The organism is Streptomyces sp. NPDC056734 (assembly GCF_042790455.1).
In the GTDB taxonomy this organism is placed as follows: Bacteria; Actinomycetota; Actinomycetes; order Streptomycetales; family Streptomycetaceae; genus Streptomyces.
Window position 1 is genome coordinate 366,129 of the sequence record NZ_JBHTZD010000003.1, and the last position, 12,746, is coordinate 378,874.

At 71.5% G+C, this 12,746-nt stretch carries 15 protein-coding genes; 4 read left to right on the forward strand and 11 right to left on the reverse strand.

What is annotated here, in order from left to right:
• Positions 1 to 89: 89 nt before the first annotated feature.
• A complete protein-coding gene (locus ACFRFC_RS05925; protein ID WP_382682905.1) occupies positions 90 to 872 on the reverse strand; it encodes a hypothetical protein in 783 nt (260 codons plus the stop codon).
• Positions 873 to 1,098: 226 nt separating this feature from the next.
• Between ACFRFC_RS05925 and ACFRFC_RS05930 the strand changes: the two genes are divergently transcribed.
• From ACFRFC_RS05930 to ACFRFC_RS05945, 4 genes are all read left to right on the forward strand, one after another.
• Positions 1,099 to 1,452: a DUF317 domain-containing protein gene (locus ACFRFC_RS05930; RefSeq protein WP_382682902.1), complete on the forward strand. Its 354-nt coding sequence runs from the start codon at positions 1,099 to 1,101 to the stop codon at positions 1,450 to 1,452.
• Positions 1,453 to 1,589: 137 nt separating this feature from the next.
• The gene (locus ACFRFC_RS05935; protein WP_382683716.1) at positions 1,590 to 1,865 is read left to right on the forward strand and encodes a hypothetical protein; all 276 of its coding nucleotides are present in this window, start codon (positions 1,590 to 1,592) and stop codon (positions 1,863 to 1,865) included.
• Between the two features lie 29 nt (positions 1,866 to 1,894).
• The gene (locus ACFRFC_RS05940; protein WP_382683713.1) at positions 1,895 to 2,635 is read left to right on the forward strand and encodes a DUF317 domain-containing protein; all 741 of its coding nucleotides are present in this window, start codon (positions 1,895 to 1,897) and stop codon (positions 2,633 to 2,635) included.
• 95 nt (positions 2,636 to 2,730) lie between these two features.
• Positions 2,731 to 3,633 carry a hypothetical protein gene (locus tag ACFRFC_RS05945; protein ID WP_382682900.1) on the forward strand — a complete coding sequence of 301 codons (903 nt, stop codon included), beginning with the start codon at positions 2,731 to 2,733 and terminating at the stop codon, positions 3,631 to 3,633.
• A 141-nt stretch (positions 3,634 to 3,774) separates the two neighbouring features.
• Here the strand turns inward: ACFRFC_RS05945 and ACFRFC_RS05950 are convergent, their stop codons facing one another.
• The 10 genes from ACFRFC_RS05950 to ACFRFC_RS05995 form a co-directional block, all read right to left on the reverse strand.
• A complete protein-coding gene (locus ACFRFC_RS05950; RefSeq protein WP_382692042.1) occupies positions 3,775 to 4,482 on the reverse strand; it encodes a hypothetical protein in 708 nt (235 codons plus the stop codon).
• A 79-nt stretch (positions 4,483 to 4,561) separates the two neighbouring features.
• Positions 4,562 to 5,017, reverse strand: coding sequence for a hypothetical protein (locus ACFRFC_RS05955; protein WP_382692041.1), 456 nt, complete (start codon positions 5,015 to 5,017; stop codon positions 4,562 to 4,564).
• An 85-nt stretch (positions 5,018 to 5,102) separates the two neighbouring features.
• Positions 5,103 to 6,833, reverse strand: a complete 1,731-nt coding sequence (locus ACFRFC_RS05960) for a relaxase/mobilization nuclease domain-containing protein (RefSeq protein WP_382692040.1) — start codon at positions 6,831 to 6,833, stop codon at positions 5,103 to 5,105.
• Positions 6,830 to 7,186, reverse strand: a complete 357-nt coding sequence (locus ACFRFC_RS05965) for a plasmid mobilization protein (protein ID WP_382692039.1) — start codon at positions 7,184 to 7,186, stop codon at positions 6,830 to 6,832. Before ACFRFC_RS05965 ends, ACFRFC_RS05960 begins: the two co-directional genes overlap by 4 nt.
• Before the next feature lie 305 nt (positions 7,187 to 7,491).
• A complete protein-coding gene (locus tag ACFRFC_RS05970; protein ID WP_382692038.1) occupies positions 7,492 to 7,767 on the reverse strand; it encodes a hypothetical protein in 276 nt (91 codons plus the stop codon).
• 68 nt (positions 7,768 to 7,835) lie between these two features.
• Positions 7,836 to 8,027 (reverse strand): hypothetical protein, encoded by a 192-nt coding sequence (locus ACFRFC_RS05975; protein ID WP_382692037.1) that lies wholly within the window; start codon positions 8,025 to 8,027, stop codon positions 7,836 to 7,838.
• A 3-nt stretch (positions 8,028 to 8,030) separates the two neighbouring features.
• Positions 8,031 to 9,320, reverse strand: a complete 1,290-nt coding sequence (locus ACFRFC_RS05980; RefSeq protein WP_382692036.1) for a DUF2637 domain-containing protein — start codon at positions 9,318 to 9,320, stop codon at positions 8,031 to 8,033.
• 106 nt (positions 9,321 to 9,426) lie between these two features.
• Positions 9,427 to 10,116 carry a WhiB family transcriptional regulator gene (locus ACFRFC_RS05985; RefSeq protein ID WP_382692035.1) on the reverse strand — a complete coding sequence of 230 codons (690 nt, stop codon included), beginning with the start codon at positions 10,114 to 10,116 and terminating at the stop codon, positions 9,427 to 9,429.
• 112 nt (positions 10,117 to 10,228) lie between these two features.
• Entirely contained in the window at positions 10,229 to 10,993 is a 765-nt protein-coding gene (locus ACFRFC_RS05990) for an ATP-binding protein (protein WP_382692034.1), read from the reverse strand.
• A complete protein-coding gene (locus ACFRFC_RS05995) occupies positions 10,990 to 12,018 on the reverse strand; it encodes a hypothetical protein (protein WP_382692033.1) in 1,029 nt (342 codons plus the stop codon). The genes ACFRFC_RS05990 and ACFRFC_RS05995 overlap by 4 nt, the downstream gene beginning before the upstream one ends.
• Positions 12,019 to 12,746: the final 728 nt, after the last annotated feature.

Here is a 12,746-nt window from a genome sequence, read left to right on the forward strand (position 1 = left end):
GGTGACAAGCCAATCAGTCTCACGAACGCGTCCGAATCCGCGGCCCGGCGCCCGGCCCGAGCGTTGACACTCCCCGCGCCGGGGCAGGCTCAAGGGCTGCCATCGAGATGTGAGCGAGCCGCTTGAACGAAGTCTGTACGCACTTCGTGGAAATGGAGCCACCGGCCGTGCGGGAAGCACTTCAGGGCCTCGCTCAGCGACAGCTGTTGACCAAAGGTGAACAGGAGAGCTCCGATATCAAAGGCGGATAGTAGGCCCAAGGTGATGATCTGACGGCCGAGCTGCTGCCCGTACTCCGTGCGGCCTGGATCGTGGGAGTCCTTTGCCCGCAGCTCGCGTAGGGAACGGAGAATCGCCTCGATCGGCCGTTCCTGATCAGAGAGAACCTCACGAAGCTCATGCGCGCCGGCTTCTTCGAGTACTCCCATTGATCGCGAAGCAGTGAGTGCCTGTTCCAACTCCAAGATCGTGTTGAATATAGCGCCCTGTAGGGCACAGCCCTTGGAGACGATATGCTCGGGCCCTTCAAGCTCGATCTTGCGATACACGTCTGACGCGCCCACGGAGCGCGGATAGGTCGCTTCGAGAGCCAGCTCGGCCTCTGGCAGATTTTCATCGGCGAGGTGCTCTGCCACGACTCCGGCAGAAAGCCTGAACTCATCCACGGCGCCGAGATATTCGACCCACACGTCGCGCCGCACGGTCCGACGCCACTGTGCGTTCTGGTCTCGGCCTTGCGCCCTGATTGCTTCGATGGCTGCAGTCGCCTGCTCTTGCGTACTGCGCGCTTGCCAGCGGGCGCCGAATAGGCCAAGCACCACGCCTGCCACCGCGATCAGCGCCGCGAGTACGGCGGCTACGCCTTGGTCCATTCCGACATCGTTGCATGCAGAGGATCACGCCGAAGGGCGGACCGGTTGGGCTCAGATCAGTGGCCCACCGGCCGCCGAGTGGCCATGAGGCATGAGATTTGCCCACGAAGGGGAAGGCAGTTCGCTTGGGGCAGACAAGAAAGGTCCCGGAAAGACTGGAAGAAACCTCAGGAGCATGTCAAGGTAGACGACTTCCTCGGAAACCCACAGGTCAGAAGGGTTTGTCTTGACCGCTGACATCACCCAGCCGGGATTCTCCACGACCGTTGAGGCCCTGCGGCTGCGTACCTGGCAGCTCGGCCCGGGCCAACCGATGTCCGTGATCGACCTTTTCTCCGAAACCGACTTCAAGGTCGTCGTCGACGACCGTGCCGACGTACATATCAACTCCCGTGACGGGAGCTTCTACCTGGGCTGGTTCCCGGACGGCCGCCCCGGCACCGACGGCGAGGGATGGAAAATAGCCGTCACCGGCACCGCCGGAGTCCCCGGCTACGACGTGTCCTTCGACACCCAGACGCCGGCGCAGATCGTCGCAGCCTCCGTGGCCGTGATCCTGGCCACCTCCCGTCCGCGCTGAGTGCCTGCTCCGAAGCCGCCCCGGCCGGTGAGACTGTCTGAGCCCGCTTCATCCCGGCGCGTAGCCAGCTTCGCATTTCACCCCTGTTCACAAGGAGGAGGACCTCGGTGAACCCGCAGAACCCGGACGTCCCCGAGATGACGGTCGGCGACCTGATCGACCATCTGTCCACGCTTGACCGCACCGCGCCGGCCCGGCTCGCGGTGAATCCCTTCTTTCCCATGGCCCACACGATCGCCGGTGTCGTCGAGTCGCGTGACGAGAAGGGCCGGCCGGTGGTGTTCCTCGCCGACTCCGGCGAGCAGCTCGGGCATCTCCCCCCGGAGGTCGCGGTCCGGCTCGCCTGGCAGGAGCCGACCGTCGCCCCCGCGCGCCCACGGCGCAGGTCCGCCCGGCCCGGCCCCGGGCAGTAACTTCCCCGACGAGCACGCCGGAGGCGCCCCTGCACCCGTACCACTTCCCCGATCCCTCCCGCCACGGTCCCTCGGGCCCGGCGATTTCCTGGGTCACCCCGCGGCACCTGGCCGGGGACGACGGCATCCTCGCCGAGCAGATCGGCACGACCCTCGCCTGTGCCGGGTGGAGGATGTGGCCCACCAGCCGCAGCACCCTGCTGTATATGAGCCCCGACGAGCTGTGCGGAGCCGAATGGGTCCGCGCCGCCCACCCGTTCGAACTGGGCGGCCTGCCCGTCGCGTGGCAGGTCACGGCCCGCGCCGATACGGCGAGCGCCCTTCGGGAGTGGAACGCCTATCTCACCGAAGGCGTCCCGCACGAGGCCCTCGCCGATTTCCTCCTCGCCCTGGACGCCCGTACCGAACCCGCCACCGGATACGCCGGACCCCAGGCGGTCCTCGACGCGCTGCTCGCCCAGGGCTGGCTGCTCGACATCGACCATCCCGACACCACCGCCACTGCCCCGGACCTCGCCGCCTGCGTCTCTCTGGAGAGCGTCCCGGAGCATGTGTTCGATGCTGACCCGCGCCCCGGCCTGTCGGGCTGGCAGGCGTGGGCGGACCCGTCCCCGGGGGCGGGCCTGCTGTGGTGCGCGACCTTCAGCGCCAGCGTCCCCCACGACCTCGTCGCGGCCTTCGTGTCCTCCCTGGCCTCGCCGGTGCCTGTACCGCGCCGCACCCTGCCCCCTATCTCCCGCCACCGTCTCACCGTCATCCCGCCCGCCTGACCAGCCCTAGCGACTCGATGGCCTGTCGCCGCCGCGTGCCACCGGGGCGGCGTCGTCCTGCCCTGCTCCTTGTTCCCGACCTTGAGGAGGTCCGCTTGCCCCTGCCGCTGATTCGCCTGTCCACCAGCCCGGTCAACGGCACCGCCCACCACGGCGTCCTCGCCAATGCCCGGGCGATCACGGCATGTTCGGCCTCCTCGCCCGATCTGCTGCCGGTCGGGGAGAACACCGCCCACACGCTGTGCTCCGGCTGCACCCGGGCGCTGCTGGTCCTGATGACGCAGCCGGATGCCGTCGGGGAGCCGGAGGTCCGGCCATCGAACGGCACCGGGTCCGGGTCCGGCGGGGCCGCCCACCGGCCGGTGCCCGGACACCTCCTCGGCTACTGCGGCAAACCCCTCGACCCCAACCGCCCGGCCCCGACAGGGCGTCTGTGCTCGTCCTGCGCCCGGCTCGGCGACGCACTGGACCGCCTGCGGCAGCATGCGGGCGGACTGCTGCTTCCCGCCACCGAGCCGTGTCACGGCGACGACACCCTCCTGTGGGCGCCCAGTGGGCGGGACAACCTGCTGGTCGGGCACCGGCGCAACAGCACCACCGGCAAGGGCTTCTGCGAACGCCGCCTGTCCGGACCGAACCCCGGCGCCCCGAACGAATGCGCCCCGTGCCGACGGCACTGGAAAGAGGCCCAGCGGGTCCGCCAAGGACACACCCTGCCGCTGATGCGGGACGAGGCACGCCGCTTGCCGGCCGACAGCCTCAGTCCTTTCGGCGACCGGGCCAGCCGGCTGAAACCCGGCGACGTCTACACCCTTTCCGGCTGCCCCGAGATCCATCACGTCGTCGCCGTCACGGACCGGGCAGGGGAGAGTCACACCGACCTCCTCGTCCACCTTCCCGCCGAGGACCGGGTCACAGACCTTCGCATACAGCGCAATCGGCTGGTCACCATCCGGCGTCCGCCCCGCAAGAGGAGGGCCCGCCGCCGGGCGGGCTGAAGCCCTGATACCGCCGTTCGCCCGGCGGGCCCGTAGCGGCCCGCCGGGCTCGCCCCACCTCTGGGGCCTCCGTCAGGAGGCGGACATGGGTCGGCCCCCGCAGAAGACTTGAGATCTGCGGGGGCCGACCCATGTCTGTGCTCAGTTCGAGGTGGCCGCTTTGGCGAGTGCCTTCTCGATGTGGGTGTCGACGAGTCCCGGGGAGCCGGAGACGACGACGAGGACCGTCCCGGCGCGGATGGCGGTCTGCTTGAGGAGGGTGTCGCGTCCTGCGGCGGTGAAGGTCAGCAGGTGGGACCACTGTTCGTCGCCGAGGGCCGTGGCGGGGAGCTTGTGTGTGGTGACCTTGACGGGTGTGCTGCCGATGACGACCTGGTAGAGGGGGCAGGAGGCCATGGCGGCGAAGATCTGCCCGGTTCCTTCCGCCAGCCGGGCCGGGGTGTCGCTGTACAGCTCCACGGACAGTTCCCCGCCGCTGTCCCCGGTATGAGTGAAGGCGGCTGTCGCCCGGTTCGGGAAGGCGAGCGGGCCGCCGGCCCCGGCCTGGCCGCCGAGGTGTTCGAGCGCGGGACACCCGATCACCGTCACATCGTCCCGCTCGGCTGCTGCCTGCTCCGGCTTCAGGGTGTAGCCCCGGCCGAGGTCGCTCTCACCGAGAAGCCGGTCGCGCAGTTGCTCCGAGGAAAGCACCGAGGCAGGTGGTGTACCGACCGTGCTGGTGTGCGGTGTCGCGGTGGCGGGGAGGGGACCGGTCCCGGCGGGGGACAGCGCGTCGGCGGCGAAGAAGGACAGGGCGAGGACGGCGAGGGCGGTCACGGCGAGGGCGGTGGGGGCGGAGCGACGGGGCAAGAGTCTCCCTGGTGTTGGTGTCGGTCGGGCTCGATGGTGCGGTGCAGGTCCGGGGGTGTCGGGCCGGTGGGTGGGGATGTCAGTGGCCGAGGAAGCGGATTCCGTCCTCGTAACTGGCGTGGTGGTGCTGCATGGGGCCGCTGTGCCGGTTGAACCAGGCGGCGTCCAGCCGGGTTTCGTGGGTTTCGTGTCCGGCGCGGCAGCGGACCCACACGGTGCCGTGCTGGCTGAGGACGATCCAGTCGCGGTAGGTGCCGCACTGCCGGCAGGTGAGGACTTCACCGTCCGCGACGAGGGGGCCGGGCCAGGGCATCATCATCCCGGCCGTCCGCTGGGAAGGGGCGATGAGGTCCGGCGGGAGGAAGTCGTCCACCACCGGGACCGGCTCTGCGGCGGACGGCTCGGTGGCCGGGACCGGCGGTTCCGGCTCGCATGCTTCCAGGGGGTCCGGCAAGCCGTGGAAGTATTCCCACCTCTCCCGGATGGCCTGGTCCTGTTCCCGCCACTTCCGCTCTTCGCGCTTTCGCCTGAACATCCGTTCCCCTTCCCTCGTCTTCCTCTGCGGGATCACAGAGCGTGCCCCACACACGCGCCGAGTTTCAACTCTGAAATCCGTGTACTCATCTGGCCTTGCCCCGCTGGTCAGGGCGGTTGCCGACTGCGCGGGCGGGCTGCCGTGCTGTGGGTGTGGCCGGGGTACCTGCCGGTGGCTGGGCGGTGGCGTCGGCGGGCAGGCCGGCCGTCCGGCGCAGCCGCCACACGAGGACGTCGGTGACCGAGTCGGCCGTGTCCAGCTCCCGTCGGGCCGCGGCGTGGGCGAGCAGGGTGGCGGGGTCGTGGCCGGCGGCCTGGGCGTCGGCGAGGGTCGCGGCCAGTGCGGGCCAGCCCGCCTCGGCGAGGACCCGTTCGGCCAGTTCCGGTACCGCGGCCCGCACGAGCGCCACCTGTCGGCGCTGGATCGGCAGGGGCAGGTGGCGGCCCCGGGCGTGGAGGACGCCCAGCGGATACCCGGCCGCCTCCTGGTAGGCGGCCCGCAGATGCCCGGCGGCCTCGCGGGCGGCTGCGGCCTGCTGCGCGTGGTCCTTGCGGGCGTGCCAGTGCGCGGCTGCGGTGACCAGGAAGAACGTCATGTCGATCAGCATGGCCGCGGTCGCCCCGTCCTCACCCCGGCCCAGCGCCGGGCCACCGCGGACGAGGTCCCGGGCGGCCTGCCGCAGAGCCCGGTCGTGGCCCTGGGCGGCCCGGACGTGGGAGCGGGTGGCCCGCTCGAACAGGAAGGCCGCCTCCCGCAGTTGTCGGCGCGTGTGGGCGGCGCTGGTCTTGGCGAGCGCGTCGAGGACCTCCCCGGTGGCGGCGACCTGCGCCGCCACCGCCGTATCCTCGCCCTGGTCGATGACCAGTACCGCCTGCCACACCGCTGAAGCCGCACGCCGACGCGCCACCGCAGGAGCGCCGGACATCGGCAGGGCACCGCCGAGTGGCTGTTCCTCACCGGTCTCCGTGGTGGTGTCGGCCGGGGTGGACCAGCGTTTGCGCAGCCGGGGCAGGCTGAGGTCGGGGGCGAGTTTGGAGCCCGAGTAGTAGACCGGTTCTCCTTGGCCGTTGCGGTCGTCGGGCAGGGCGACGGTGTAGCCGAGGAGGTCGCCGGAGGGGGCGGTGCGGCGGCGTACGAGGAGGCCGGAGGCGGCGAGCCGGTCGAAGAACTCCGCCTCGCCCGTGCTGCCGGCCATGGCACGGCGGACGGTCTCGCGCAGTTCCTCCCTCGGTGTGCGCTCCCTCTTCTCGCGTGCGGCTTTGTGATGTTCGGCGCTGGTCGGCCGCCGGGCGGCGGTCCCGTCACCCGGGTTGAGCCGGCGCAGGCCGTAGTCGGCCTCGATCTTGCGGGCCTCGGCCTGGGCGCGCTTGCCGTCCTTGCGCAGCCTCGCCCGGCGTCCGTCCTCGCGGACGACGGTGGCGATGATGTGGATGTGGTCGTCCGCGTGGCGGACGGCGGCCCACCGGCATCCGGCGTCGTCACCGGACGGGGCGATACCGGTGGCCGCGACCATCCGCGCGGCGATCTCGCCCCACTGCCCGTCCGTGAGGACCGGGTCCTCCGGTGCCGCCCGCACCGACAGGTGCCAGACGTGCTCGGCGGGCCGGGCACTTCTGGGGAGGGCTTCGACGGGCTGGTCGAGGAGCCGCTGGAGGTCGGCGTACGTCGCCTTCGGGTCGCGGCCGGGATCGGGGGCGAGGCTGTCCCAGGCCGCCACCAGATGAGGGTCGGTGTGCTCCTCGTGCGTGCCCGGCCCGTACAGGTAGTACAGGAGGCCGATGGTGCGCTTGCCCCTCGCGTGGACGCGGGGGATCATCCGCGGTCCGTGTCCTGGGCGAGGTAGCGGTGGGTGAAGTCGTCCACCCGCCGGGCCGCCCGCCGCACCGCGTCGAGCACCGCGCCCGTGTACGGAACGTCCGCGCCGGAGTTGGTGGCCCTGGCGACCTGGTTGAGGTTGTTGCCGATCTGGCCGAGATGTCGGCGCAGCGCGAACAGTTCGTGTGCCATGGCGCGTTCGTCGGCGATCTCGGCGGCGGTGCGGTCGAGATCACGGGCGGCTCTGAGGGCGGCGTGGGCGAGGAACGACGCGACGCTCATACGGCAGGCCGCGGCAGCGCGGACGAGGAGCTGGTACTCGTCGTCGTTCATACGGCAGCTCGGCTGACGCACACGTTTGTGCTCGTCACGCAGACGCTCACGCTGCTGGACAGCGGGCGTTTTGGACGGGGCGGCGTGCGCACACTGCTCGGAGTGACAGGCGTGCTGCTTCTCCTGTTCGGGATGCGGGCCGCCCTCGGCCGCATCCCCTCGGACCGGCGCCCCCCGGTGCCGGTCCGCCCCCGCCACCCCTGGGGCGGGGGACGCGAGAGCATTGCTCCCGACGGGAGCAATGCTCTCGCACCAACTTGCTTGTCCTCGGGTGGAATTGGTGTCCGGCGAACCCTCGTGGGAGGTGGCCGGGACAGGCGGATTCGTCATCGGATCCGGCCCCGGCGGGTACGGGCGTGCGCCTGGAACTGGGCGGCGAGGAGCAGCACATCTTCGGGCGCGTCGAGGACGCGGACGGGTGCGGTGGGGGTGTGCTGGACGAGCCACTGCCCGGTCGGGACGAGGACGGCGGCGTGCAGGAGCCCGTGGCGGACCAGGGTCTCGGCCCAGGCGCCGGCTTCGGCGGCACTCGCGGGCGCCGTGCGGTGGTTTCGGGCGGGAACGGGAACCTCCGGGGATGCGTGGGCGGTATCCCGGCACACGGCCGGGGCCGGGGCGGTGGGAAGGGAGCAGCGTGACCGGGCTTGGTGTCGTCCGGTGGCTGGGGGAGTCATCCGCATTCCCGGCAGCGGTCGAAGTGGAGGTTCAGGGCGCGGGCCATGGCGTACTTGGCGCCGACGGCCCGCTTCGCGCTGGCTCTGCCCGTCGGGCGGTCGGGGTGGCGGGCGGCGTGGCTGAGCAGGATCTGGATGTGGCGCTCGTGTCCGGTCTTGATGCGGGTGAAGCGGTGGCAGGTCTTCACGGGCTATCGGGTCCTTCGCTGGGAGCGGGGCAGGTGGGCGAGGGCCGGGTCCTGGTAGAGGCGGGTCTGCAGGTCGGCGAAGCGTTCGTTGCTGATCTGGATGTCCTGGGCGCGCAGGTAGGGGCGGATCGTGCGGCGGGTCATGCGCCCCTCTTTCAGGGCGGCATCGCGGGCGATCTCGACGAGCCGTTCCATCGGCACCAGTTCGTCCTCGCCCTGGTCCGCACCCCTGGTCCGCAGGTGGTCCTGGACCACGGCGGTGCGGTCCGGCGCGCGGTGGTGGTCCGCTGCGGTGGCGGTCTGGTCCGCGGCGGTTTGGTCCTGGTCCGCGAGTGGTTGGTCCGCCGGCGGTTCGGCGGTCTGGTCCGCACCGTGGTTCGTGGTGGTCCGCCGGTCGGCGGGGCCGTTCACCGGCCGGTCCGCGCTGTCACCTTCGGGCGGACCGTCGGCGGTGAGCGGAGTGGTCCGGTGATGGTCCGCAGTCTGGTCCGGTGTGTGACCTGCGGTGATGCTGGTCCGCAGGGTGATGTCCGCGTGGTCCGCAGGCGGTTGGTCCGCAGAGTCGCTCTGGTCCGGGACGGTGGTCCGCGACTGGTCCGGGGCGTTGGCCGTGTGGTCCGCGCCTGCCTGGTCCTGGTCCGTGGGCGGTTGGTCCGCGGTTCTGGTCCGCTGCGGACCGGGGGCCGGGAGGTGGTCCGCCGTGGTGGTGCCGGTCTGGTCCGCGGCTGCGGACCGGGCTTCCGGTCCGGCGGTGTGGTCCGGGCCTTCGGTGAGGTTGGTCCGCTGGTCCGGCGCAGGGGTTCCGGTCACCGCGACGGGCGTCGCAACCGGCGCGGCGTCTGCTGCTGCAGTCGGGGTGTGGTGGTTGGGCTGGGTGACGACGAGCTGGTGGATCTGCCGCATCAGGACACCGAAGGCGATCAGTGCCACGGTGGGCGGGACGGCGGCGACCACGTAGTTGAGGAGGGGCACGGTGCTGTCCTGGCCGGTGCTGGTGACCCCGGCGATGTTGAGGGCGATCGACCCGAAGGAGCCTCCGGTGGTCAGGGAGATGGCCCACCAGTCGACCTCCTTGCGGAACGAGGCGCGCAGCATGAGCAGTTCGCCGGCGATGATCGCGGCGTCCAGGGAGGCGGGCCAGGCCCACTGCCGGGTGGGGGAGTGCCCGAGACCGTGCTGTCCGGCGACCTCCGCGAGATGCGCGTAGGACAGCCAGAACGCTCCTGCGGTGAGGGCGGTGATCACCACCCCCGACGCCGCGAGGACGTACCGGTCGGCCCGCTGCCGGTTCAACGGCGGCCTCCTGCCGCTGTGATGGTCAGGCCGGGCGGGACAAGGGGCAGGGTGCGAGTGTCGCGGACGGGCGTGAGTGGCACGGTGGACGGGGCGGGGCGGGTGATCATGCTGCCTTCCCGAGCGCGGTGATCAGGTCCTGGGTGTGGATGTGGCAGGAGACCGGGGAGAACTCCTCGGCTGAGTCGCCCTCGGCGTCCGCCCCGGACTCGTCGTCGCCCTTGCTGTCCTCGCCTGCGGTGTCCTGGGCCGGGGTGCCGTTGTCGTGCTGGTCCTGGTTGGGGGTGCCGTACAGGTCCCAGTACCGGTCGCGGTCGGTGACGGCGTGCGCGGCTTCGCGCATGAGGTCGCGGGCGTAGTCGAGGTCGAGGCGCAGGGTGTGGGCGAGGCGGTGGGCGCTCCAGCCCCGCACGTAGGCGTGGCGGGTGAGGGCTTCGCGTTCGGCCTTGGAGAGGTGGACGTCGCGGCCGAGGAACGCGGCGCGGATGCGGTCGTAGTCGAGGCGTTCGCTGATCTTCGTGTGCCAGTGGCTGCGTTGCTTTTCGGTCAGGCCGCCCCAGATGCCTTCTTTGGTGCCGTGGTCGAGGGCGGAGTTGAAGCAGTCCTTCTTGACGGGGCATCCGGCGCACAGGGCTTTGGCCTGGGTGATGGCTTTGTGGTTGCGGGGTGTGGGGAAGAACAGCCGGTCGGCCTCGGCGGGGGGCAGGCCGCGGCAGGCGCTGCGGGCGTGCCAGCTGTGGTCGGTGATGCCCCGCAGCACGGGGGTGGGGGTGGTGTTGGTGGTGATGTAGTGCACGGGAGGACTCCGGGTACGCCTCGCCAGGCCCGGTGGCGGGCCTGCCGCGAGGGGCAGGGCGTGGGGGCCTGGGCAGGACAGGGTGCGGGCGCGTATGCCGCGCGGGGACGGGTCAGCGGCGCTGGAAGCGGCGGTCGGGGCCGTTGATCTCGATGGCGGTGCACATGCCGGACAGGCGGGACAGGATCCGGTCGCCGAGCCGGTCGCGCAGCACCGGCTGGCGCGAGTCCGTGCCGTGTTCGCGGATAGGCGCGAGGTTGCTGGTGATCAGCGTGGGGAAACGGTTCTGCGCTCGCCAGTTGAGGAGCCTGAAGGTGATCTCCTCGGTCCATTCGCTGGATTTGGCGGCGCCGAGGTCGTCCAGGAGCAGGACCGGGACCTGCATGAACCGGCGCAGCGTGTCCTCGGGGTCGGTCCCGGTGCGCGAGCGCAGCGTGCCGTAGAGGTCGGCGGCGGTGGTCGCAGTCCAGGGCACCGCGCACCCGGCGGCGGTCAGCGACCGGATCGCGCCGAACGCCTCGTGGGTCTTCCCGCTCCCGGTCGGACCCCACAGCAGCAGTGACGGGCCGCGGGTGATCACCCGGCGTCCGGCCGTGCCGTAGTGCGGCTGGAGACTGTCCGCGTACGGGGCGGTGGACGCTCCGGCGATGGCCTCCACCCAGGCGGCGACGTCCGGGTGCGAGGCGACCGCCGCCCGGTAGTCGTAGGGGATCCGCTTCTGCGCGGCTTCCAGTGCCGGGACCGGTTCCGGCGCGGTGGGCGGGAGCGGGGTGCTGGGGTCGATGCCCCGTTCGGCGAGCCGGGCCTCCAGCCGGGCCCGCAGCCGTTCCCCGACCGCGGGCTGCGGGCCGGACAGTGGGGCGGGTGCCGGGCTCACAGGCTGCCTCCGAAGGTCGTCGGAGCGGGCTGCGCGGTGTTGAAGTACGGCTGGTAGGAGGCACCTGCGCCGGCCCATGGGCCCCCGCCGGAGGCGCCCGATACCCCGGCACCGGCCGGGGCGGGAGCTGCGGGGGTGTTGACGATCTCGTTGACCAGGCTGGGCAGGACGCTGGGGTGCAGCCCCCGGGCCCGCAGCCGTTCCATGGCGGCACGGATGTGGACCGGCTCGAAGCCCTCGTCCAGCAGGGCCCTGGCCTTGCGGCCGAGCAGGCCCAGGACATCACCCGGCGGACGGCGCGGGCAGCCGCTCGCGTACTCGGCCACCAGTTCCTTCGCCGAGACCCCGCCCGGAGCACGGCCAGGTGCGGGCGCCTCACGCCCCGTAAGGAAAGATCCAGGATCCACGATCCTAGATCCAGGCGGTGAACCCTCACTGAGGTCTCCGTGAGACCTGCCCTGACCTGTGACTTCTCCGTCCTGCGGCAGACCGTCCCCGGATTGCGGCGGGGGAGGCGGAATCCGGCCGCCGGGGGAGTCCTCCGGGCCTGCGGGCCGGTCGCTGTCCGCGGCGGGGGCAGCCGCGCCGGCGTGCGGTGCCTGCGCAGGAGCCGGGCCGACCCCGGTGGTGGAAGCCGTGGGGCACGGTCCCCTGGTGCACCGGCCGCAGTTGCGGCGCGCGTGGTGCCCGGCGCAGCGCGGCAGCCGGGACTCGGACGGCCGGTTGATCTTCTGGTGCCGTTCCCAGGTCACGATGTGGAGATACGTCCGGCCGTCGCACCCGGTGTAGCGGCAGAGCAGCCCGGCGTTCGCCAGCTCGTCCAGGTCGCGGGCGACGTGCGCGGGCGTGTGCTCGGGACGCAGGGCCCACAGCCGTCCGGCGATGATCGCCGGATGATCGCGGTGGCGTCCCTCGTCGTCCGCCTGGGTCAGCAGCCCGACGAAGGTGAGCATCGCGGTCACCGACACCGACGCCAGATCCTCGGACTCGAACGCTTCCGGCTTGATGGTGCGGATCCGGGCCATCAGACACCACCCCCTGCGGGGGGCGTCACGGGGCGGGCTGCCGCGCCGGCCGGGGATCCCGGCCTTTCGCGCAGGGCAGGCGGCATGTCAGACTCTCCTCTGAGGTATTGCCGCACCGGGTGTCCTTGTGGAAGGGGCCGGTGGGCAGTGGGCGACTCGGGCCCTTGCCGGGGCACGAGACGTGAAATTCAGGACGGTCGGCGTCTGAGAGGTGCGAACTCTCAGACGCCGCCGTCGTTTCCGGCTGGACTGCTCGATGGGGACGTCGTGGCCAACAGGGCCTCCTCACCATGTGGTCCGCGCGTCCGGCGGTTCCGGGCGCGCGACCAGCAAGTTAGGCACACGCCCCGGCCGAAGTCCATACATGGCTCTAGACCGCTGTACACCTCTGAAACTTCACAACGGCGCAGGTCACAAGGCAGATCACTGCTGCTCGGAGAAACACGACTGCCCCGGTTGGCCGCCACGCGCGAAGCGGGCGCGGCCCGGTACGCACAGCAGGATGCCCGCGGGCATATGAGTGAGGAGGGTGGCGCTCATGGGGGTCTCCGGAATCGGTGGGGGGCGCCGCCACCCGGTGTCGCCCTTGCGGGCTGGGCGCGGCGGAGGTGATGTTTCGCCGTCCGTGGTCCCGCGTACGGGCACAGTGAACGGGCCAGCCGGGGCAGGTTGCGACCAGCACCCCGCCCAGCGAGAATGACGCTATGGCACTTCCGGCCATCGTTCAA